The sequence below is a fragment of the Acinetobacter sp. R933-2 genome (genome assembly GCF_030325485.1).
Taxonomy (GTDB): Bacteria; Pseudomonadota; Gammaproteobacteria; order Pseudomonadales; family Moraxellaceae; genus Acinetobacter; species Acinetobacter sichuanensis.
On the sequence record NZ_JACAIJ010000009.1, the window covers coordinates 151,518 to 172,473 of the forward strand.

General features: G+C 36.4%; 22 protein-coding genes. 9 read left to right on the forward strand and 13 right to left on the reverse strand.

What is annotated here, in order from left to right; genetic code table 11:
- Window positions 1-4 precede the first annotated feature (4 nt).
- Window positions 5-1,249 (reverse strand): YihY family inner membrane protein, encoded by a 1,245-nt coding sequence (locus tag HX005_RS12330; RefSeq protein ID WP_286377576.1) that lies wholly within the window; start codon window positions 1,247-1,249, stop codon window positions 5-7.
- 105 nt (window positions 1,250-1,354) lie between these two features.
- Here HX005_RS12330 and wrbA point away from each other — a divergent pair, with 105 nt between their 5' ends.
- Window positions 1,355-1,957, forward strand: a complete 603-nt coding sequence (gene wrbA, locus HX005_RS12335; RefSeq protein WP_107007615.1) for an NAD(P)H:quinone oxidoreductase — start codon at window positions 1,355-1,357, stop codon at window positions 1,955-1,957.
- Window positions 1,958-2,024: 67 nt separating this feature from the next.
- Here the strand turns inward: wrbA and HX005_RS12340 are convergent, their stop codons facing one another.
- The 5 genes from HX005_RS12340 to HX005_RS12360 form a co-directional block, all read right to left on the reverse strand.
- Window positions 2,025-2,411 carry a hypothetical protein gene (locus tag HX005_RS12340; protein WP_286377577.1) on the reverse strand — a complete coding sequence of 129 codons (387 nt, stop codon included), beginning with the start codon at window positions 2,409-2,411 and terminating at the stop codon, window positions 2,025-2,027.
- A 295-nt stretch (window positions 2,412-2,706) separates the two neighbouring features.
- Entirely contained in the window at window positions 2,707-3,579 is an 873-nt protein-coding gene (locus HX005_RS12345; RefSeq protein WP_286377578.1) for an acyl-CoA thioesterase, read from the reverse strand.
- A 138-nt stretch (window positions 3,580-3,717) separates the two neighbouring features.
- Entirely contained in the window at window positions 3,718-4,293 is a 576-nt protein-coding gene (locus tag HX005_RS12350; protein ID WP_107007618.1) for a xanthine phosphoribosyltransferase, read from the reverse strand.
- Between the two features lie 103 nt (window positions 4,294-4,396).
- Complete coding sequence (locus HX005_RS12355) at window positions 4,397-5,101, reverse strand: DUF3108 domain-containing protein (RefSeq protein WP_107007619.1); 705 nt, start codon at window positions 5,099-5,101, stop codon at window positions 4,397-4,399.
- A gap of 142 nt (window positions 5,102-5,243) precedes the next feature.
- Window positions 5,244-5,918, reverse strand: coding sequence for a hypothetical protein (locus HX005_RS12360; RefSeq protein WP_107007620.1), 675 nt, complete (start codon window positions 5,916-5,918; stop codon window positions 5,244-5,246).
- 220 nt (window positions 5,919-6,138) lie between these two features.
- Here HX005_RS12360 and HX005_RS12365 point away from each other — a divergent pair, with 220 nt between their 5' ends.
- Entirely contained in the window at window positions 6,139-7,020 is an 882-nt protein-coding gene (locus HX005_RS12365) for an energy transducer TonB (protein ID WP_286377579.1), read from the forward strand.
- Window positions 7,021-7,056: 36 nt separating this feature from the next.
- Here HX005_RS12365 and HX005_RS12370 read toward each other — a convergent pair whose 3' ends face one another.
- The 5 genes from HX005_RS12370 to miaB form a co-directional block, all read right to left on the reverse strand.
- Window positions 7,057-7,347 (reverse strand): antibiotic biosynthesis monooxygenase family protein, encoded by a 291-nt coding sequence (locus HX005_RS12370; protein WP_286377580.1) that lies wholly within the window; start codon window positions 7,345-7,347, stop codon window positions 7,057-7,059.
- A gap of 5 nt (window positions 7,348-7,352) precedes the next feature.
- Complete coding sequence (locus tag HX005_RS12375; RefSeq protein WP_286377581.1) at window positions 7,353-8,462, reverse strand: mechanosensitive ion channel family protein; 1,110 nt, start codon at window positions 8,460-8,462, stop codon at window positions 7,353-7,355.
- A gap of 178 nt (window positions 8,463-8,640) precedes the next feature.
- A complete protein-coding gene (ybeY, locus tag HX005_RS12380; RefSeq protein ID WP_107007623.1) occupies window positions 8,641-9,126 on the reverse strand; it encodes an rRNA maturation RNase YbeY in 486 nt (161 codons plus the stop codon).
- A 33-nt stretch (window positions 9,127-9,159) separates the two neighbouring features.
- Window positions 9,160-10,236, reverse strand: a complete 1,077-nt coding sequence (locus HX005_RS12385) for a PhoH family protein (protein ID WP_286377582.1) — start codon at window positions 10,234-10,236, stop codon at window positions 9,160-9,162.
- A 38-nt stretch (window positions 10,237-10,274) separates the two neighbouring features.
- Window positions 10,275-11,729, reverse strand: coding sequence for a tRNA (N6-isopentenyl adenosine(37)-C2)-methylthiotransferase MiaB (gene miaB / locus HX005_RS12390; protein WP_286377583.1), 1,455 nt, complete (start codon window positions 11,727-11,729; stop codon window positions 10,275-10,277).
- A 266-nt stretch (window positions 11,730-11,995) separates the two neighbouring features.
- On the opposite strand from miaB, the gene HX005_RS12395 reads away from it, so the two are divergent.
- The 4 genes from HX005_RS12395 (at window position 11,996) to HX005_RS12410 (ending at window position 16,417) form a co-directional block, all read left to right on the forward strand.
- Window positions 11,996-13,984, forward strand: a complete 1,989-nt coding sequence (locus HX005_RS12395; protein WP_373431872.1) for a lytic transglycosylase domain-containing protein — start codon at window positions 11,996-11,998, stop codon at window positions 13,982-13,984.
- A gap of 93 nt (window positions 13,985-14,077) precedes the next feature.
- The gene (locus HX005_RS12400; RefSeq protein WP_286377594.1) at window positions 14,078-14,692 is read left to right on the forward strand and encodes a ribonuclease T2 family protein; all 615 of its coding nucleotides are present in this window, start codon (window positions 14,078-14,080) and stop codon (window positions 14,690-14,692) included.
- 169 nt (window positions 14,693-14,861) lie between these two features.
- Entirely contained in the window at window positions 14,862-15,848 is a 987-nt protein-coding gene (locus HX005_RS12405) for a malate dehydrogenase (RefSeq protein ID WP_107007628.1), read from the forward strand.
- A gap of 311 nt (window positions 15,849-16,159) precedes the next feature.
- On the forward strand, window positions 16,160-16,417 hold the full coding sequence (locus tag HX005_RS12410) for a DUF2789 family protein (protein ID WP_107007629.1): 258 nt from the start codon (window positions 16,160-16,162) through the stop codon (window positions 16,415-16,417).
- A 74-nt stretch (window positions 16,418-16,491) separates the two neighbouring features.
- Here the strand turns inward: HX005_RS12410 and HX005_RS12415 are convergent, their stop codons facing one another.
- On the reverse strand, window positions 16,492-17,019 hold the full coding sequence (locus HX005_RS12415; protein WP_286377584.1) for a hypothetical protein: 528 nt from the start codon (window positions 17,017-17,019) through the stop codon (window positions 16,492-16,494).
- Window positions 17,020-17,108: 89 nt separating this feature from the next.
- Window positions 17,109-17,711 carry a 2OG-Fe(II) oxygenase gene (locus tag HX005_RS12420; RefSeq protein ID WP_286377585.1) on the reverse strand — a complete coding sequence of 201 codons (603 nt, stop codon included), beginning with the start codon at window positions 17,709-17,711 and terminating at the stop codon, window positions 17,109-17,111.
- 114 nt (window positions 17,712-17,825) lie between these two features.
- On the opposite strand from HX005_RS12420, the gene HX005_RS12425 reads away from it, so the two are divergent.
- From HX005_RS12425 to HX005_RS12435, 3 genes are all read left to right on the forward strand, one after another.
- Window positions 17,826-18,683, forward strand: a complete 858-nt coding sequence (locus HX005_RS12425) for a 23S rRNA (adenine(2030)-N(6))-methyltransferase RlmJ (protein ID WP_107007632.1) — start codon at window positions 17,826-17,828, stop codon at window positions 18,681-18,683.
- Between the two features lie 160 nt (window positions 18,684-18,843).
- Window positions 18,844-19,668 (forward strand): CDP-diacylglycerol--serine O-phosphatidyltransferase, encoded by an 825-nt coding sequence (gene pssA, locus HX005_RS12430; RefSeq protein ID WP_107007633.1) that lies wholly within the window; start codon window positions 18,844-18,846, stop codon window positions 19,666-19,668.
- 43 nt (window positions 19,669-19,711) lie between these two features.
- Window positions 19,712-20,797 (forward strand): DUF6670 family protein, encoded by a 1,086-nt coding sequence (locus tag HX005_RS12435; protein ID WP_286377586.1) that lies wholly within the window; start codon window positions 19,712-19,714, stop codon window positions 20,795-20,797.
- Window positions 20,798-20,956: the final 159 nt, after the last annotated feature.

A 20,956-nucleotide genomic window follows, 5' to 3' on the forward strand; every position in this document is an offset into this window, starting at 1 on the left:
AATGCTATTTATTGTCTAAAATAATAGACAATGGAATAGATAATTTCGCTGCTAGATATTCATCAGATTCTATCAATGCAGGTCCAATTTTTTGCATCCAAATATCATCATCATGCACATTTTTAATGTCATTTTGGTTTGGCAAAGTATAAGGTAGAGCTTTATAAAATGACCAAAAATCTACAGTATCTAAATTACGAACCAACACGTATTCATCATTATCAGTTCGTTTAACAATATTTTGCTTTTCAAGTAAATTGACATAAGCAGGCCAACGACCAATTTCACCGCGCCCAAGTATTTTTAAAGCTTCAGCATCTGTAACAGTTTGTCCTGTTTGTTGTCGTTTATAAAATAATTCTAAAACGTCTAAAAGCATAAAAATAGGATGGCGTGTTTGAATTTTACCTGTATGAAATGCAGTCAGGGCATAACTAATCTCAACACCCAGTAAGACAATATTCCATGACATAAAAATCCATAAGAGGAAAATAGGTACGGCTGCAAATGCCCCATAGACAAGTGTATAACTTGTAAAATTGGTCATGATAAAACCAAATAAATTCTTTAATAATTCAAAAACAATCGCGCTAAATACGCCAGAAATTGCAGCAGCTCTAACAGGAATATTTCTGTTGGGTATCGTCCAATATAAAATAAAAAAACCAAGCACAGTTAACGCAAAAGAAATGACCATTAAAAGAGCAGTGCCATCGACTTGATAACCCGCAAAATTATTATGTAATACATTCATAGACGCTAATGTCGAGGAAATAACAAAAGCACTTCCCAGTAAAATAGGTCCTAAAGAAATGATCGTCCAATAACGCATAAAGCCAACAATGCCATTACGGGTTTCTTGTACTCGCCAGATGCGATTAAAGACAGTTTCAATACTGGTTAGCATCATGACTGTGGTCACAAAGAGAAAAAGTACCCCAATGACTGTTAGGTTACTAGAATTTTGTGTGAAAACATTAAAAGCCTTATCAAATGCAATACTGGTTTTAGGTAAAAAGTTACTATAAATCATTTGTTGCAGTTGTTGGCGTGCAGGTTCTAAAGCTTTAATGGATGAGATAATCACCAAAAAAACTGTAAGCATGGGAACAACGGCAAAGAGTGTGGTGTAAGTTAAAGACCCCGCTTGATCTCGGCAACGATCAGCCTCAAAGCGGCGTATGACAAATAGAATAAACTGAAACCACGTTTGTTCATAAAAGGGAAGTTTTTTCAATAAATCCATCATATTTCATCTGTCTCAATTTATTTTCATCATGTTTATTTGGTTTTACTGTTACAGCTTAACCAAAAAAGAATAAAAATACCGTATAGTTTTCTTTTACTTTTGAATATGAAAAATATGCAACCCTATGTTTTAGTTTTATATTACAGCAAATATGGTTCCACCAAAGAAATGGCACATTTGATTGCGAATGGTGTTGAATTAGCAGGTATTGCTGTAAAAATCCGTACTGTTCCTCATCTTTCGACAGTGGTTAAAGAAGCTGAGGCGAGCATTCCTGAAGAAGGAGATATTTATTGTACTTTGGATGACTTACAAAATTGTTCAGGTCTGGCATTAGGTTCACCCACTCGTTTTGGCAATATGGCATCTGAAATGAAATATTTTTGGGATCAAACCACAAGTCTTTGGTTAAATGGCGCATTACATAATAAACCCGCTTGCGTATTTACCAGTTCAGGCTCCATGCATGGTGGGCAAGAAAGTACATTGTTGAGTATGTTACCGCCTTTGTTCCATCATGGCATGATGATTTTGGGGTTAACCAATGCAGAACCTGCATTGTCCAATACCAAAACAGGCGGTACACCATATGGTGCAAGTCATGTGAGTGGTCCACGTCATGATTTGAGTCTTAGTCAAGATGAGAAACTGCTGTGTGAAGCACAAGGAAAACGTTTAGGTGAAGTCGTTAAAAAGATGTCTAGTTAATCAATGAAAAGAAGCAAAAAGGCTGAATGAATTCAGCCTTTTCATATGAGTTTAAGTGGAAATTATTTTAAGGAGCAGCATCAATTTCAGGATTTTTAACATTAAAACGGTGTTTGCATTTTTTACATTGGTAGTCTAAATAAATATTTTGATCAACGACAACACCCGCTTTTTTACCGAAACGATGACCTAAAAACCCCCCTGTGATGCCAACACTGATAGCGCCAACAAAAGTACCAATTGTTCCACCCATAATGACACCTAAAGGACCAGCAACTGTTCCAATCGCAGCACCAATAGATGCACCTGAAGCAGCGCCACCGACTGTACCTGCGGCTGCACCTGCTGAGCTGAGTAGTACGCCACCTGCTTTTTGCAGTAATTGTTCATGATTTCTTTTTGCAACTTCAGTTGAAGCACATTTTGGGCAGCTTATTACAATTTCATCAGTCATTGATTGGTACTCATATCGGACAATGTCCATTTGCCTGTGTCATATTATGCTTGAGCAGTAATTTATTTTTTACATCAAACAGAAATAAGTATTTCAATCTGATGACATGCTGATTGTAACTGAATCAAAATCGCAATATTTATAATTCATGTAACAATTAAAAATAATTTCTTAAGCTTTTTCAGGGTTTAAATAACTCTTTCCCATATTGATTTAATTAAATAGATCGACTGAGTTTTTTTCATCAGGAATTTGTTTCCAATAGGCTTCGGAATAATCATAATTTTTTTTGATACTAACTCGTTGGTTTTTTACGTTGGCGCATTAAACTTTCTTGACTGACACTACAAACTAGCTTGCCATTTTGCCACATCTCACCAAAATTTAAACCACGTGCTTGACTAGAGCGAGTTGCATACATGTCATAAAGTAGCCATTCATCTACTCGAAAGTGATGATGAAAATGCATAGTGTGATCTAAACTTGCACTTTGAACACCGCCATTGGCATAACTTACTCCATGTGGACGAAGGGAAGTGGTGAGTAAATTGTAATCGGAATAATAAGCTGCAATGGCTTGATGCATGGCAATAGTATCTAATTTACCTTCAATTTTGTCAAAACTTCTAAAGTATTCAGTATATTGGGTCTTTTGTTTTTGCGGGCGAAAGGGGTTAGAAAATTCAACAGGATGGATCAAAATATTAAATTGTTGCATGAAAATATCACGATATTTAGATGGAACATCTTCAAGTATGCTAAGTTTATGCTCTTGCTCAGGGAATAAACTTTCAGGATGAGGATAATCAGGCGGGTCAATTTGATAGTCTAAGCCTTGTTCAGGTTGAACAAATGAAACCATTGCTGAAAATATAACTTCACCATCTTGTAAGGCATGAACTTGGCGAGCTGAAAAACTCGAACCATCTCGTAAATTTTCAACTTTAAATAAAATAGGAAGATCAGTCCGTCCACTACGAATAAAATAAGCATGTAAAGAATGGGCAGGGCGGTCTGTGGTTTTAGATGCGGAAATCAAAGCTTGTGCTAAAATTTGCCCACCAAATAAATGAGAACCAAAGAGTTGGTTGGTTTGACCTTGGAAAAGATATTGATCTATTTGTTGTACATTGAGCAGATCAAGCAATTCTTGCGTAAGTAAACGCATCTTTATTTTCGCCTAACTTTTTATATTTGAAGGCTAATATAGTGTAGTCAATCATAAAAATGAATGGGAAAAGTGCTTATTCTAGGTTTTAAAAAGATAAAAAAGAGCGCTTAAAGCGCTCAATTTTAAAAGAATAAATCACTCTTTTACAAAAGTAACTGTACCATTTGTTAAAGATTCAACACGTGCTAAAGATTCAACACGGTAACCTTTATCAAGTAATAATTGACGACCAGGTTGGAATGATTTTTCAATCACGATGCCAATACCCACAACTTCAGCATTTGCTTGGTGAATAAGATCAGCAAGACCTAAAGCTGCTTGACCATTTGCTAAGAAATCATCAATCACTAATGCTTTATCATCAGCATTAATATGCTTTTTAGAAATCGCAATCGTGCTTTCAACTTGTTTTGTGAAAGAGAAAACTTTTGAACGGTATAAATCATCTTTTAAAGTTAAAGATTGATATTTACGTGCAAAAATAACAGGAACACCAAGTTCAAGTCCTGCCATCACGGCTGGAGCAATACCAGATGCTTCAATCGTAATGATTTTTGTGATGCCTGCATCTTTAAAAAGACGCGCAAATTCCTGACCAATTTGTTGCATCATTACAGGGTCAATTTGATGGTTTAGGAAAGAATCGACTTTCAGAACTTGATCAGATAGAACGATACCTTCAGCCAAGATTTTCTGTTCTAGTGCGTGCACGGGAAGAATCCTCTAAGGGCAAGGTGCTTTTTCAAGCAAAGGCGTATTGTAAAAAGCACCTAGAAAAATGCAAGCTCAATTTTAATAAAAGTGGAAAAATTGATTAATTTTTATACCCTGTAAGTGAAAGGCTATAAGAAGTCTTTCCATCTTGGTGTGACATTTTAACTGGGAGATAGTCAAGTTTTGGTGCTAACCAGAAAATAGACTGTTTTGCACTATTGTCATGCGTTAATACAACTTTGACCGTATCAAAGGTGCCATAAGCTGTTTTGACCGATTCATTGCCTTGTTTAACAAAATGACGTGTGTCTAAGCCTTTAGCATCTGCAATTAAATAACTCGACTTTAAGCCAGAACCTTTCAAATCTTCACGTACTTGTAATTCGGCATTAAGCTCATCCAATGCACCTGTTTTCCATGCAAAAGAACGTGCTTTGTCACTTTTATTGGTGTTGATGGTTTTTGTATTTGGATTAAATTTAATGCTCATGGTGTCATTGTGCACTAAAATTTTACTGGTACGGCTAAAGCTATTTGACTGAATTTGACCATTGCTCAAGGTAAAATTACTGCTCTCTGTTGCTGATGCAATCGCTGCTGCTTTGGCTGCAAAGACATAGTTCCAGTTATTACCGTTTTTACTTAAAGTGCGTGTTGCAGACCCCATATTTTTACCATTATAAGAAAACTGGTACGTTGCTTGAAATGGGCTCATGGCAAGAGCATTGCTTGAAAAACCAGTAAGTAACAATGCAGTGCTAAGACCTGTAGCGATACTCAGTGTTTTAATAAATTTAGCTGCCATAAGGAATGTCCTATGCAATTTATGCGATTGAGCTATTATGCTATTTAATTAAGTAGAAAAATTAAAGTTTTCAGCCAATTGTGTGAAATTGTGTATTCATTTTGCAGAAATCAGTTTAAAAGTTTTGATTTTAAACAGGACTTTAATGCTCTTTTTGTTGAATTGGCGTCACTTCACTGTCGATGACATCATCTTCATCCCAATCGTCATGATCAACTTTGCTAAATAATGCCATTAAATTGACATTACCAATGACAACCAATTCAGTTTCACGTAATTCAGCATGATTAATATGAACTTTATTTAAAGTATCCATAATCGATTTTTTATCGCCTAACCAACGATTTAAATCTAAATGTAATAATTCATCTTTAACTGTTAAAACATCAAATTTTTCTAAAATCATGCCTAAAGGGTCTTTCTTTAAAACTTTTTGATAGAAAAATAATGCAGCATTAACCCCAAATTTATAAAAAACATTTGGATATGTGGCTTCAATCAATTCAGTATTGCTAATTTGTTCAAAGACAATGAGTTGCATGTCTTTGTTAAATTCCATTTGAATGAGTTTTAGATCTACACCAAGCACTAAGTGCATACCTTTTACATTTAGAGTGGCATATAAACGTAACCAGTCATCATGTAAATCGGCATGTAAGTCTTCCAATATTTCAACATTTTCAGTGACAAAGCGTTGAAATGTTGCATTTAGAAAAACTTGAGAAATCGGAAATTCCCGTTCTTCCTCAATAAAATCTCCCGCTTTTTGATAAATACGCTGAATACGTTGAGCAATCTTAGAAAGTAGCGAAGGCATAGTTTTAAGTTCCAAATCAGCTTCATTTTATTTGGTGGATCTTGTCGATTTGTTTAAAATTTCCAAGCTTTCATCTTGCAGTTTAGCAAATTTAGATGCACCATTTTAACGTTTTATTCTAATGATACATTTTCTATTAAAAGCAGCACTGAACAGTATTAAAAGTGTAATGCTAAATGGTTTACTTCTTGATTCAGTTGGGGAATGGCGGTTACATGTCATGTTAAAAAAAATGAAAACTTCATCCAAGGCTTTTTTACCTTGGTGGGACGATAATGTCTTTTTAGGTGCAGTGGTTGCTGCGATTGCTTTACATTTAGTGTTTATTTCTTTGCAGTTCGCACAGCCAACGGAACACAATAGCCAAAGTAAAGAAATCGCTGTTAGCTTGCGCCCAAGTCATGATGAAGTAAAAGAGGCTGATTTTTTAGCACAAGAAGACCAACAAGGATCTGGTGTTTTTCGTGAAAAGCATCGTATGTCTAGTGAAATGCCCGCACAAACACAAGATTTGAGTGCAGGAGAGCAACAATTAGAAGCATTAGAAAAAATACAGCAACAACGTGAATTAAAGTTTGAAGAAAAAGTTCTCATGACGGTTTTGAGTTGGCAGAAACAAACTGAACAATCTGAGCGTAAAAAAGCGATGGAGGCTTTACAAAGTCAGTTTCAAGCCAAAGCTGCAATGGTGGCAAGCTTAGAAGCACAGTATTTACAAAAACAGCAAAATTTTAGTAAACAGCAAAAGATTAAAACAGTTGATGGTATTCAGGCAAAAAAAGATGCATCAGCAGGTTATTTAGAAAAATTTCGGACAAAAGTGGAGTTGTATGGCAACCGTTATTATCCTGATGAGGCAAAACAACAACGCCTTTCGGGTGAAGTTCGTTTAATGGTGATTTTAAATGCTTCAGGTGGTATTCGTGCCATTCGTTTGATTGAAAGTTCGGGACATCCAGTGTTAGATGAAGCAGCAAAAAACTCAGTGCGTAAAGGTGCGCCATTTGGGAATTTTGATGCCAGTATGAAAGATATTTCTGAGCTGAGAATTATACGAACGTGGCGTTTTGATCCTGCTGAATCTGAGTTTGAAGTGCATTAAATTTATGAAAAATAAAGATTAATATGATTGATTTTCTCATGATGTATAAGTTCGTTGGATCTCACAAATTTCTACACTAAAGTGTGTATACCATTTTATTTTACCTTGATTTTGTGCAACTTGATGTTCTGCATCTTGTTGCCATAAATGAATATCCTCAAGTGAATTCCAATAAGATAAAGCGATTTCAAGATTATTTTCAGACAGTGCTTCAAATTTTTGACAATTAAATTGAGTTAAAGCTTTTTCTCGAAGTAAATTTGCAGTATTAAAATATTCTTCATCTAAATCTTTGATTTTAGCTTTAAAAATCACAACAAATTTCATGTATTTTACTCGTATTTATTTTGCTTTGAAACAGGTTGAGGTAGTAATTGTAGGTGTGGATAGGGCACTTCAATTTTGGCATCTTGCAGGGCTTCTTTGACGTGTTCTAGTAACTTTTCTTGAATACGAGGCAAGCGCTCCATTTGATAGGGTTCAAGCCAATAACGCACAATCAACACGATACCTGATTCTGCAAACTCACGCACATCGACACTCGGTGCAGGGGTTTTTAAATATTCATCTTCTTGGTCTAAACGCATTAAAATAGCTTGGCGTGCTTTTTCAATATCTTCATGCAGTGAAATACGGCAATAACTTTCAAAACGCATTCTTTCATGTGCGGTTAAATTGGTGACTTCTGCATTCGCAACGGTTGAGTTTGGAATAATAATCAATAAATTATCACGGTTACGAATATGGGTTGTTCTGAGTAAAATTTGCGTAATTTTTCCTTCAAATTTATTAATACGCACCCAATCGCCAATATGAAAAGGGCGTTCTATTAAAATTGTAATACCCGCAATAAAATTAGACAGTGTGGACTGAGCAGCGAAACTCACTGCAATCCCGACAATCCCAAGACCAGCCATAATCGAAATAATATTAAAGCCAAACTGTGCCATGATGGCTGCGATGCCAAAAATGACGAGAAGCACAGAAATAATGTTACGTAACAGTTGTTTTAACGAGTCATCAATATAAAAACGATCTAAGAAACGCATGGTTAGTTTGGTAAATAGCATCCAAATCATATAAAAGATCAAGGAAACTATCGCCGCGCGTGAAACAGCTTGTAAATATTTTTCAGATAAACCAAATTGCGAAAGAATCGTAATGACTGAGGCAAGTAACCAAAAAAAGTGAATCGTATTGTTGATGATGTTTGTAATGATTTGATTAGTATTAAACTTTTTAGATATATAGCGAATAAAAAGCCGTAAAAATCGGCTCAGTAGCCAAAAAAATGCGATTAAGATGACGACAATAAAGAGCTTGCTCAATACTGAAGCTGCGAGTACATCCCAATCTAAATCGTGATTCTCTGGCGCACCCATACTTAAATAGATACTGCGTTTGAGGGCATCTAAAAACTCGTTGAATAGGCGGTCGAACATGATTTAAGTGATGAATTATCTAATATTTTTAGGGACTTTGACAGTATAGATAAAAGGTGTTTGCGGTGATAGAACTAACTTTTGTAATTTTACCGTATAAGTGTAACGATTTTCTTATTCTAAAATAAAAACAAGATAAGCAATGCTGACATCACTTATCGTGTAAGGAAAATTGATATTAACTTTCTTTGATGGTGTAGGGATTATCGAAACCTAATTTTGCCAAAATCTCAATTTCTAAAGCTTCCATTTCCTCAGCATCAGCTTCAGAAGTTTCATGATCATAACCCATTAAATGCAAAGTGCCATGCACCAGCATATGTGTGAAATGCTCAATTGGTGTTTTTTCTTGTTCAAGCGCTTCTTGTAAAACCACAGGAATACAAATGACCAAATCACCAATGGGGAATGTATCTAAGATTTGAGCCATTTCATCAGGCAAATCACTTGGGAAAGACAGAACATTAGTCGGTTTGTCTTTGCCACGATATTCTAAATTGAGTTTGTGACTTTCATCGACATCGACGCAGGCAATACCAATTTCACAATCACTTTGCGTGTCAATAAAGCGTAGTGTCGTTTCAACGACTTTTTTTACATAGGCACGTTTGAGCACCAATTCAGATGCTTCAAACGCTTGTTGTAACGATAAACTAAGTTTCAAAATGAATCCTTAACCTTAACCATGTATAACGCTTTAGTCCTGTGCATCTGCCTTGAGATCATTATCTGCGATCAGGGCTTGTTGTAGCGCTTTACGCTCAGCACGTGCAGCAGAACTTAGACGTTGTTGTTCACCTTCCCATCCTTCATAAGCTTCAACAATTTTTTGAACTAATTGATGACGGACAACATCACGAGAATGGAAACGTGTGATATGAATTTCTTTGACATTTTCAAGTACACGCAGTGCATGTGCAAGACCTGATTGTTGACCGCGTGGTAAGTCAACTTGGGTAATATCTCCCGTAATGACAGCCCGTGAGCCAAAACCTAAACGCGTTAAAAACATTTTCATTTGTTCAGGTGTGGTATTTTGTGCTTCATCTAAAATAACAAAAGAATGATTTAAAGTACGACCACGCATATAGGCGAGAGGAGCAACTTCAATCACTTGACGCTCAATGAGTTTTGCGACTTTTTCAAAGCCAAGCATTTCATACAAGGCATCGTAAAGTGGGCGTAAGTAGGGGTCAATTTTTTGCGTCAAATCACCAGGTAAAAAACCAAGTTTTTCACCTGCCTCAACAGCAGGACGGACGAGTAAAATTCTTTGAATTTCATTACGTTCAAGCATGTCAACTGCGGCAGCAACAGCAAGATACGTTTTACCTGTACCCGCAGGACCTATGCCGAAAGAAATGTCACTTTGTAAAATACGTTGAACATAACGTTTTTGATTTGTTCCACGTGGATTAATACGACCTTTAGGTGTTTGCAACCAAATGGCTTCAAGCCCTGTATGTTCGTTATCTGATAAATCGGCTTGTAATTCTCGGTCAGTTTGACTGCCTTGAATCATGAGATGTACGGTGTCTGCACTAATTTGAGCAGAAACTTCAGCTTCGTCATATAAACGCTGCAATAAAAGTTCTGCTCTTTCAACAGCATCAAGATTCCCATCGATAAAAAAAGCTTCACTTCGATGGGAGATTTTGACATCTAAACGTTGTTCTATTTGTTTCATATGGCTGTTATAAGCACCAAGCATGCTTTTTAAACGTTCCATAGAAATGCCAGGAAAAGCTACTGTACGTCGAATTTCGGCAGTCAAGTGATATCCTTTTTGTAGTCTTAATGGATATCTCTACATTACGACACGTCAGGCTCAAGATTCAAGAGTTCACCATAAACTAAATTCAAGGTTTTAATTTCTGTGACCTCAATCTCTGCAAAGCGTCCAACCCAATTAGCATCACCAATAAATGTTACTAAACGTGTATTGTCTGCGGTTCCAACCAATAAATTAGGATCTTTATTCGAAACACTTTCAACTAAAACACGTTGGATGGTTCCAAGCATGGCATCAGTTTTTTCAATACTTGATTGTTTAATCCATTGTTGAACTTTGGCTAAACGTTCTTTTTTGACAGACTCTGGTGTTTCATCTGCAAGTTCAGATGCTGGCGTACCCGGACGTTTTGAATAGATAAAGCTATAAGAATGGTCAAAATCTAAATCTTGGATAAATTGATAAGTTTCTGCAAAATTTTCATCAGTTTCACCAGGGAAGCCGATAATAAAGTCTGAAGATAAATGCATATCTGGGCGAACTTTACGTAACTTAGCAATTTTGTCGATATAAACATCAATGGTGTGGTTACGTTTCATTGCTTGTAACACATCATTTGATCCACTTTGTACAGGTAAGTGTAAATGCGAAACCATTTGTGGCAAGTCACGGTAACATTGAATTAAATCATCGTTAAATTCAAGTGGATGTGAAGTGGTATAACGTAAACGTCCAATACCTGGAATTTCTGCGACTAAACGCAGTAAATCTGCAAAGGTACAAATTTCACCTTCAAAGGTTTCACCACGGTAACCATTTACGTTTTGACCAAGCAAGGAAATTTCACGAACGCCTTTTTCAGCTAAACCTGCGATTTCAGCCAAAACATCATCCAAAGGACGAGAAACTTCTTCACCACGTGTATACGGTACAACACAGAAAGAGCAGTATTTTGAACAGCCTTCCATGATCGAAACAAAAGCTTTAAAGCCTTCAACATGTGGTTCAGGTAAAAAGTCGAATTTTTCAATATCTGGAAATGAAATATCAACCAGTTTGATTTTATCTTTTTTTGGTTTTTCGACTTGATCATGATGTTGATCAAGCATTTGTGGTAAACGATGCAAGGTTTGTGGACCAAAAACCATATCGACATATGGCGCACGTTTTTGAATGTTATCACCTTCTTGCGAAGCAACACATCCACCGACACCAATCACTAAGTCTGGATTTTGTTCTTTGAGTTTGCGCCAACGACCTAATTCTGAGAACACTTTTTCTTGTGCTTTTTCACGAATTGAGCAGGTATTCATCAGGAGAATATCTGCATCTTTAGGATCAGTAGTCAGTACATAACCATGTGAATCGCCTAATAAGTCTGCCATACGATGACTGTCATACTCATTCATCTGACACCCTTGCGTTTCGATGTACAGTTTTTTCACTGTACCGTCTGCTGGGGTGTGCTGTGGCTGGAGAACAGTGTTTTCTGAGGCAGCTTTGGCACCATTGGGAATGAAGGTTTGAACCGTCATGGAGGCGTTTATCCTATAAAAAGCGAAATATTAAATTGAGTGAAGACACTTCATCTCAAGAAAAACAGCGTATTTTACAGTATTTAGCTACAAAGCCATAATAAAAATCTATAGAGTTTATCAATTAAGCTATAAAGTTGAAAAAAGAACAAAAAATGTAGGAAATTAATAACATTGAATCATGAGGTTACATAACAGAACAGTAGAAATAGATTAGAATAATTAAACTATTCGATATTCAGTGCGATGTTGAGAAAAGGCTAAACATGCAAGATGAAATTAACGTGGTGAGAGAAAACGTGTTCAATCAAAAATCAATCAAAAAAAATAAAATAACGACGTGCGTTTTAGGTCTAATGGCATGTGCTGGATTACAAGTCTCGCAGGCAGTTGAAGAGCAATTTAATGATGTGCTTCGTAATGCCAATAACCCTGCGGCTTTGGAACAATATAAATATTCCATGCAAAATGATGCATTGGGTTATTATCCAGAATATTTCTCTTTAAATTCTAATTTAGCATTTCAGCCTCCTGCCAATATTGTGAGTTTTGCGCAGCATTATCCTCAGTCTGCTATGGCTGAAAAACTTGCTGCCGATTATGTTGAAGAAAAGGTTAAACAAGCGGATTTTGTAAATGCTCAACCTGTTTTAGCTTATATCAGTAATCCTGACCAAGCTGAAAGTTGTGCAATGGCGCAAGTGCGTGCCAAAACAGGTGATTCATTAGTTTTTGCTGAGTTCAAAGATGTATGGTTGGCGACCAACTCACAACCAGAGTCATGTAATGGCTTAGGTCGTTTAATGCTATCTAGTCCATTGATGACGACAGAAGACCGTCAGCAACGCTTATATGCGCAGCTTCGTGCAGGACAGTCAGGGCTTGCAGTGGCTACAGCCCAATCAATCGGGGTAAATTTATCTTTAGCACAGCTCAACCAAATTCAAGCCAACCCACTGAATTATTTATGGTCTGCGCCTAAGGCGAATATTCAAGATTATGCCTATTTGATCTTTGCTTTAGGACGCGCAGCCGACACAGATTTAACGTCTGCTTTGCAGTCTTTACCTCGATTAGCTCAAGACGTACCCGCAGATATACAGAAATATTTATACAGAACTGTAGGTTATATTGGGGGTACTACAGTGATGAAAAATAATTTTAATCGTCAGGTGCTTGAAAGTTTAGATGCTAGTTATGGCGTACCATTTAGTGCCGAAGAAGCAGAGATTTATGCAAGACAAGCTATTCGTTTTGGTGCATGGGAAAGCGTGATTCGTGCAATAGACAGCATGAGTGTGACTCAAAAACAAGAAGATCGTTGGCAATATTGGCTAGCGCGTGCTTCAGAACAACGTAATGATCGACAGTCGAAGAAAACAGCCGAAGAAATTTTTAAACATTTGGCAATGGCAGGGGATGATTATCATAATCTCTTAGCTAGAGACCATATCGGACAAAAATATAATGACGGTTTAAGTCAGGAACAACCTTCTTCGAGTGATTTACAACGTCTTAACCAAGATATTCATTTCCGTCGAGCTTTTGCCTTAAAAAATATTAATGCAAGCCCTGCATATACCAATCGTGAGTGGAACTGGGCAGTACGCCAAGCTTATTTAAAACAAGATGATGGTTTATTATTGGCAGCCGCACAACGTGCAACCAATATGGGATGGTATGATCGTGCAATTTATGCAGCAGATCGTACAAAGAAAAAGCATAATTATAGTTATCGTTTTGCTACACCCCATCAAGCTTTGGTGGTGAGCCATAGTCGAAATGCAGGCATTGACCCTGCTTGGGCATATGGTTTGATGCGTCAAGAGAGTCGTTTTGTAACCGCAGCGCGTTCCCATGTCGGTGCAGGTGGTTTAATGCAAATTATGCCAAATACTGCAAAACAAGTCGCAAGACAGATGGGAGAAACTTATAATCCAGCAGCGCTGAGTGACCCAAATACCAATATTCGTTATGGCACATATTATTTATCCATGATTCATGGGCAGTTAAGTAGTAATCCTGTTTTGGCAACAGCAGGGTATAATGCTGGACCAAACCGTGCTAAACGTTGGCAACCAGAAGATCGTCAATTATCCGCAGATCAATATACGGAAGCGATTCCATTGAATGAAACGCGTGATTATGTAAAAAATGTCATGACGAACGCAGTGCATTATGGAATGTTACTTGGGCAGGGACCTCAAGTCATTGAAAGCCGTATGCCAATGGTTCCTATGCGCGCTTTTGAATAAATTGGACGAAGTTGTATTGAACTCACTTGTGTATGTATAGAAGCGATGAAAAACGTAGTATTTTGTATTTTAAGGAAAAAATATATTGTGTGGATGGCAGTCTACATAGGATTTCTTTTATTTACAGTTCAAGTTTATGCTGCGTCTGTTCAGCCACAAGGGTATGTCTTACAAATACAACTTACACCTGCTGTTTGTGCTTTGGATAGCTCTAAACAAAAGCAACGAAAATGCTTAGAGGGCTATTCATTGACAATCTCAGGTTTATTGCCTGAAACGACTCAAAAAGATTGTACAGTTACATCAACAGCAGCACTCAGCCCTTTACAGTCAAAAGTGGTAGCACGCGTCATGCCAGATCCAAATTCACGGACACAATTATGGCAAAGCGTGGGTGGTTGTGTACCAATGAATCCAAGTCAGTACTTTAGAACAATGATTAATTTAGCAGAAAAATTAAAAATACCTGCTGACTTAACCAGTTCAGAAAATAAAATAGTGAATCACCAAAATTTAAAAACACAATTTACTAAACTGAACCCAACTTTACCAATAAACGGAGTCAGTTTTAGTTGTCAAATCTCTAAATCTAATACAGTTTTGACTGAAATCGAGATATGTTACAAAGTGAATGGACAATATAAACAATGTTCAAATCATATCGTTTCAAATTGTCCAACAAGCTTTTCTATAAAAGGCGCGTATTAAGTTTTTGAAACATCTTATTTATTTTTTCTATCATACTTTTGTTGAAATTCATTCTCTTTTGCATGCATCCGCAACTTTATTGGAGTAGAATGTTTGCCGTTTATGATAATTCGATTAGATGGAATTGATCCATTAATCACATTAACGATCCTCAATTGGAGATAATTACATGAAGCAAGCAGTTCGTGTTGCCGTTACTGGCGCTGCAGGTCAAATCGGTTACAGCTTATTATTCCGTATCGCGAGCGGCGAAATGCTGGGTAAAGACCAACCAGTTATTCTTCAATTATTAGAAATTCCTGTTGAGAAAGCTCAACAAGCGCTTAAAGGCGTAATGATGGAACTAGACGACTGTGCATTCCCATTGTTGGAAGGTATGGTTGGTACTGATGATCCTAAAGTTGCATTTAAAGATGCTGACTATGCATTATTAGTAGGTTCACGTCCACGTGGTCCTGGTATGGAACGTGCTGACTTATTAAAAGTAAATGGTGAAATCTTCATCGGTCAAGGTCAAGCATTGAACGAAGTTGCAAGCCGTGACGTTAAAGTATTAGTTGTAGGTAACCCTGCAAATACTAACGCTTATATCGCAATGAAATCTGCTCCAGATCTTCCAGCGAAAAACTTCACAGCAATGTTACGTCTTGACCACAACCGTGCATTGACTCAACTTGCTCAAAAAGCAGGTGTTGCAGTTTCTGACATCGAAACAATGACAGTTTGGGGTAACCACTCTCCAACAATGTATGCTGACTACCGTTTTGCAACTGTAAACGGCGAAAGCTTAAAAGACAAAATCAACGATGCTGCTTGGAATAAAGACGTATTCCTTCCAACTGTTGGTAAACGTGGTGCTGCGATCATCGAAGCACGTGGTTTGTCTTCTGCTGCTTCTGCTGCAAACGCTGCAATCGACCATATGCGTGACTGGGCGCTTGGTACAAACGGCAAATGGGTAACTATGGGTATTCCTTCAGACGGTTCTTATGGTATTCCTGAAGGCGTAATGTTCGGTTTCCCTGTAACAACTGAAAACGGTGAATACAAAATCGTTCAAGGTTTAGAAATCGATGAATTCAGCCGTGAGCGTATCAATGTTACATTGAACGAACTTGAAGAAGAGCGCGCAGCAGTTGCTGACATGCTTAAATAATTTAATCTTTTCGATTGAATTGAAGAAGCACTCCACTTAGGAGTGCTTTTTTTATAGCACTATAAATATCCATCATTTAGAAATATAAACAGAGATATAAAGTGTTAGCAGTGATTTAAATAAGTGACTTAAATGAATTATTGAATTAATTATCACAATATTAAAATAAAATGTGATGATTTTATCTAAATCGTTGATTTTTTAAACACAAATTGAAACAACATTGCAGATGAATGGGCTATCTTTTCGTATGCTATTCTTATAAGTTAATTACATAACAAATGACAATTAAATTTATATAAGGAGGCATTATGCTCAGGACGAACAAACCATCCTTAGAATTACTGTTTGCACAACTTGGACTAGCAAATAGCCCAGCAGCGATCGAACTTTATGTTCGTACTCATCAACTTTCAGCAGATCAAAATTTACATGACGCGCCATTTTGGAATAAATCGCAACGAGATTTTTTAATTAGCCATTTAGTACAAGATGATGATTGGGCATTATGGATTGATGAGCTAAATCAGCAATTACATATGGATGCATATAAATTACAAACAGCTTAATTTTTGACAATTTCCCCCAGAGCAACAAAGAAAAGATGGCTATTTAGTCATCTTTTCTTTGTATTGATCAATGATTAATGCAATTTATTTTGAATGATGTCTGTAAACCAGTCCGTTTTGCGTACAGGGTGAAAAGCAGGATGTTCTTGAAGTAATTCCAAATCAAACTCTGCTGTTTTTAGATATTTTTTTAACCAGTGGCGTGTTAATGCAAGATCATTTTTACTGATAGAGGCATAAGCCAACATGAAGTAAATATCACCATTTTCATATTGCGTCATTGATTTTAAAATTTGTTGTGTAATTAAAGCATAATGTGGCTCTTTACTGATCTCAAAATAGATCATATAGGCTTTGGCTAAATGCAACGACAGTTTGACATAAAGCGGTAGCGGCATTTCTTCATATTCAACCCGTGCTGTTTCAAAGAGCACGATTGCTTCCTGAAGAAAATGTGCCTGTTCCTGTTTTGAATTGCTTTGTACAACAAGTTGCAAGCGCAAATCACCACGTTCAAGTGCAAGTTCAGGCGTGTTTTCTTGCAAATACAATTGATCTGTCTCACCAATGCGTGCAATGATTTGTTTTGTATTTTCAGACATGCGCCTTCATCCTCATTTCAATGCTGATATATATGAGGATGAAAAGATGAATTTAAAGTTAGCGTTCTAAAATAGGTGGTAAAATAAATTTATAGTCGTAATTGGTCGCTACGTAGCCAAGCAGTAATAGAAAGACGTTGATGTTTAGCTTTGATTACTTCGTGTAATAAGTCACTTTGGAACATCGCAATACGATTTGGCTTAGGTTGAATAATATGCCAGTGATTGTTTTTATCTTGTAAATGTAATTGACCACCCCAGTCATCTTGCCATTCAGCATGTAAATAATAGACCGTTGAAATCATACGTCCATTTTTACCTTGAGGATTGTCTCGATGTAGGGCATAAAACTCACCTGCGTTATAACAGGCAAAGTGTGCTTCTATATCATTAATTCCTAAATAAAAAGCACGATTTAAATTTTGTGAAAGTTGTTTGAGAGATTCAATATGATGTTGTGCAATATTTAAATCTTCATTGATCCATAAAATATGATCACTTCGAATTTGATTCATGACACCATTTTGAATGGCAGCTTGACGAAATTGAGTCAGATGAGATGTACATTCTTCTGTTAAAGCATGAATATATTCAGGAGAATAAACATCATCAATAATAGTAAAACCGTGTTGATCTAAATCATCAAGAATTTGATCAACATTCCAACACTTTGGGAGAAATATAACTTCCATAAATATCCAAAAAAGTTAAATAAAAAAGAGATGCTATCTTAGAACAAACGATGGACGATGAAGAATTTTTTTTTCGTGCTAAAATGTCGGTTGAACACAGGAATTAATCGAAACATGAATTATCGTCACCATTTCCATGCAGGCAATTTTGCTGATGTCATGAAACACGTGTTATTGCTTCAACTTTTAGCACGTTTAAATGCTAAAGATAAACCTTATCGCTATATTGATACGCATGGCGGCGCAGGTAAATATGATTTATCTACTTCTGAAGCGCAAAAGTCAGGTGAGTTTCTGACGGGAATTCATCGTCTAGTTAAACTTGATGACTCAATTACACGCAATGCACCTGAGGGTGTAAAACAATATCTTAAAGTGGTTCAAGATATGCGTGCAGCTTCAGGTAAAGGTGCATATCCGGGTTCGCCGTGGTTTGCACTTGAAGGCATGCGTGAAACTGATAAAGCAACTATTTTTGAAATGCAACGTGATGTATTTCAACAGCTTTATTATAACATCCGTGACAAACGTGCAGGTTTACATGAGCGTGATGCTTACGAAGGTTTACTTGGTGTAATTCCACCGAAAGAAAAACGTGGTTTGGTGATGATCGACCCACCTTATGAAGTAGAACGTAAGGATTTTCCACAATTAGTTGAATTGATCGTAGCTGCTTATAAAAAATGGCCAACAGGTGTCTTTGCAGTTTGGTATCCAATTAAAGACCGTGCCATGATTGAACGTTTTGAAAAGAAAATGTTTAAAACAGGTATTCGTCGTCAGTTGGTCTGTGAAGTCTGTGTGTGGCCTGATGATACGCCAGTGGGTTTAAATGGCTGTGGTTTATTGGTGATTAATCCACCTTGGAAATTCTCTGAAGATGCAGATGAAGCATTACAATGGTTATTCCCACATTTACGTATGAGTGAAAATGGTGGGCATGCTGCGGTACGCTGGTTGGTTGGTGAATAATTCACCCGAGGTGATATTCTGAGTACAATCAATGATGTGAATTACAAAAATTAGACGAAATAATTTAGCTAATTCACATCAATTTCACTTAGAAATACAAGTCGTAAATACTTTAGGTGAAATATCACAGCTTCTTAGAGGCTATAGATAGGATTCGAAAATGACAAATATAAATAAACCAGAAAGCCAGAGTTCTACTCAAGATCATGGTTTTGATGGTATTACTTTTGAAGTAGAAGAAGAAGAACATACACATGAAGGGCAAAAGGTGAAACGTCGTGGAATCTACCTGTGGCCTAACTTAATTACTACGGCTGCATTATTGTCTGGATTTTACTCTATTATTGCCAGTATGAATGGGGATTTTAATCAAGCCATTTATGCGATTTTTCTTGCTGCATTATTAGATGGTTTAGATGGTCGTGTTGCTCGTGCAATTGGTGCGCAAAGTGCTTTTGGTGAACAATACGATTCATTATCCGACTTATTGGCTTTTGGTGTTGCTCCTGCAATTTTAATGTATAGCTGGAGTTTGAACGATTTAGGTCGGATCGGCTTAGCGGCATGTTTTGTCTATACCGCTTGTGCTGCTTTTCGCTTAGCACGTTTTAATGTTCAAATTGGTGTGGTGGATAAGCGTTACTTTATTGGTGTTGCAAGTCCTTTAGCAGCTGTAATGATTATCTCGTTGGTTTGGGTAGGACGAGACTTTCCTTATATCTTTGATTTAAAAGATGTTGCAATACAAACGATTAATGCAGTGATTATTATCTGTGTTGGTTTATTGATGATTTCTAATATTAAATATTATTCATTTAAAACTGTAGATCGTAAGCGTGTTCCATTCTTTGTTTTACCTATCGCAGTTTTCATTTTTGCAGCAATTACTTACAACATTCCTGTAGGTATTTTGATCATTTCAATTATCTATGCACTTTCAGGTTTTGTAACAACATTTTTAGCGAGAAAAAATACAGCGCTTTAAATGCTCGTTAAAATGAGAGCCATTAAAACATAAGGAGCTTGATATGCGGCTATTTCAGGATTTCTTAGATCAGTCTAAACAGTTAAATCAAGCTCAGCAAAAAATTCAGCTTTGCTATCATCCACCTAAAGATAAATATAAAATTATTCATCAAAAATTGGTGTTGGTAAACTTACCAGCACCTTTACATTATTTTAATTTTTTCAGTTTGATTGGACAGCCAAATAATGCAGCATTGTGTAATACAGCACTCATTCAAGATACAGCTTTAGATACAGCAACAGTATTGGCAAGCACAAGTCCACACATGATCGGACAATTAAATACCTATTCAATTAAAAAACAATGCCAGTTTAAATTGACAGAAAATAAAGAAACACTTTTTAACTTTAATCAAAAAGAACAATTAACAGGGCAATTTCCTAAATTTCATTTATATCGTCAAGATGACGAATTAAGCTTTGATTTACACATTGAAACTACGCCACTCATTTCACATTTTATTCATTTAAAATTTGGATTTGCTGAGCATTGGTCATTGCTTGCTCAATGTAAAGGTTTAATACAATATAAAAATCAAAAGTTTGAAATAGAGCAAATGGGCGCATTTGAATATGCACGTTTAGTGAATTTTCCATATTTACCTTATGCACTCTATGTCTATCAGTTGATTCAATTGGACGATGAACGCCAATTAATTTTGTTACATAGTCGAGATCAACTCAATAATATTCTCTACTCAAGGCTTTATTTACGAGATCTAAAACAACAACAAGTAAAAATGTGGGATCGAAATCTTTACTTTAATATTCATCGTGTTTTTCCAAAAGTCAAAACTGTAAACCAGCAAGAAATGTATCTACCACGTGAATTTGAATGGAAATATGCTGATCAAGAAATACAAATAAATATACAAGCACAAAGTCGAGGAGATTATAAGTTTGGTTTAGGCGCAGGTTATGTGGGGAGCTTTAGTTTTCAAATTACACTCAATGATGAACAGATTGATGGTGAAAATGGTTATTGCGAATATATCGATTGTCGACCTTTGAAATGGCAAGAAATAGATAAAGACCATCAAATATTAGAAAAATCACAAAATTCTGTGCCAATAATGCTTAAAAAATAGCAAAAAACTTCAATTTTGAAGAATAAATAAGCAGTCATGCATAAAAAAATAAAAAAACCATAAAAAGGGGTTGCGTCTAATGTGAAATGCTGTAGAATGCACATCCATCGGCGGTGATGAAGATTAAAACTTCTGATAAAACAATGACTTGGTTGAATT

Bases quoted from the DNA above. Each gene is read 5' to 3' on its own strand.
- HX005_RS12330 (WP_286377576.1), bottom strand. From the start codon at position 1,249: ATGATGGATTTATTGAAAAAACTTCCCTTTTATGAACAAACGTGGTTT.
- wrbA (WP_107007615.1), top strand. From the start codon at position 1,355: ATGAAAAATATGCAACCCTATGTTTTAGTTTTATATTACAGCAAATAT.
- HX005_RS12340 (WP_286377577.1), bottom strand. From the start codon at position 2,411: ATGACTGATGAAATTGTAATAAGCTGCCCAAAATGTGCTTCAACTGAA.
- HX005_RS12345 (WP_286377578.1), bottom strand. From the start codon at position 3,579: ATGCGTTTACTTACGCAAGAATTGCTTGATCTGCTCAATGTACAACAA.
- HX005_RS12355 (WP_107007619.1), bottom strand. From the start codon at position 5,101: ATGGCAGCTAAATTTATTAAAACACTGAGTATCGCTACAGGTCTTAGC.
- HX005_RS12360 (WP_107007620.1), bottom strand. From the start codon at position 5,918: ATGCCTTCGCTACTTTCTAAGATTGCTCAACGTATTCAGCGTATTTAT.
- HX005_RS12365 (WP_286377579.1), top strand. From the start codon at position 6,139: ATGTTAAAAAAAATGAAAACTTCATCCAAGGCTTTTTTACCTTGGTGG.
- HX005_RS12370 (WP_286377580.1), bottom strand. From the start codon at position 7,347: ATGAAATTTGTTGTGATTTTTAAAGCTAAAATCAAAGATTTAGATGAA.
- HX005_RS12375 (WP_286377581.1), bottom strand. From the start codon at position 8,462: ATGTTCGACCGCCTATTCAACGAGTTTTTAGATGCCCTCAAACGCAGT.
- miaB (WP_286377583.1), bottom strand. From the start codon at position 11,729: ATGACGGTTCAAACCTTCATTCCCAATGGTGCCAAAGCTGCCTCAGAA.
- HX005_RS12395 (WP_373431872.1), top strand. From the start codon at position 11,996: ATGCAAGATGAAATTAACGTGGTGAGAGAAAACGTGTTCAATCAAAAA.
- HX005_RS12400 (WP_286377594.1), top strand. From the start codon at position 14,078: ATGGCAGTCTACATAGGATTTCTTTTATTTACAGTTCAAGTTTATGCT.
- HX005_RS12405 (WP_107007628.1), top strand. From the start codon at position 14,862: ATGAAGCAAGCAGTTCGTGTTGCCGTTACTGGCGCTGCAGGTCAAATC.
- HX005_RS12410 (WP_107007629.1), top strand. From the start codon at position 16,160: ATGCTCAGGACGAACAAACCATCCTTAGAATTACTGTTTGCACAACTT.
- HX005_RS12415 (WP_286377584.1), bottom strand. From the start codon at position 17,019: ATGTCTGAAAATACAAAACAAATCATTGCACGCATTGGTGAGACAGAT.
- HX005_RS12420 (WP_286377585.1), bottom strand. From the start codon at position 17,711: ATGGAAGTTATATTTCTCCCAAAGTGTTGGAATGTTGATCAAATTCTT.
- HX005_RS12425 (WP_107007632.1), top strand. From the start codon at position 17,826: ATGAATTATCGTCACCATTTCCATGCAGGCAATTTTGCTGATGTCATG.
- pssA (WP_107007633.1), top strand. From the start codon at position 18,844: ATGACAAATATAAATAAACCAGAAAGCCAGAGTTCTACTCAAGATCAT.
- HX005_RS12435 (WP_286377586.1), top strand. From the start codon at position 19,712: ATGCGGCTATTTCAGGATTTCTTAGATCAGTCTAAACAGTTAAATCAA.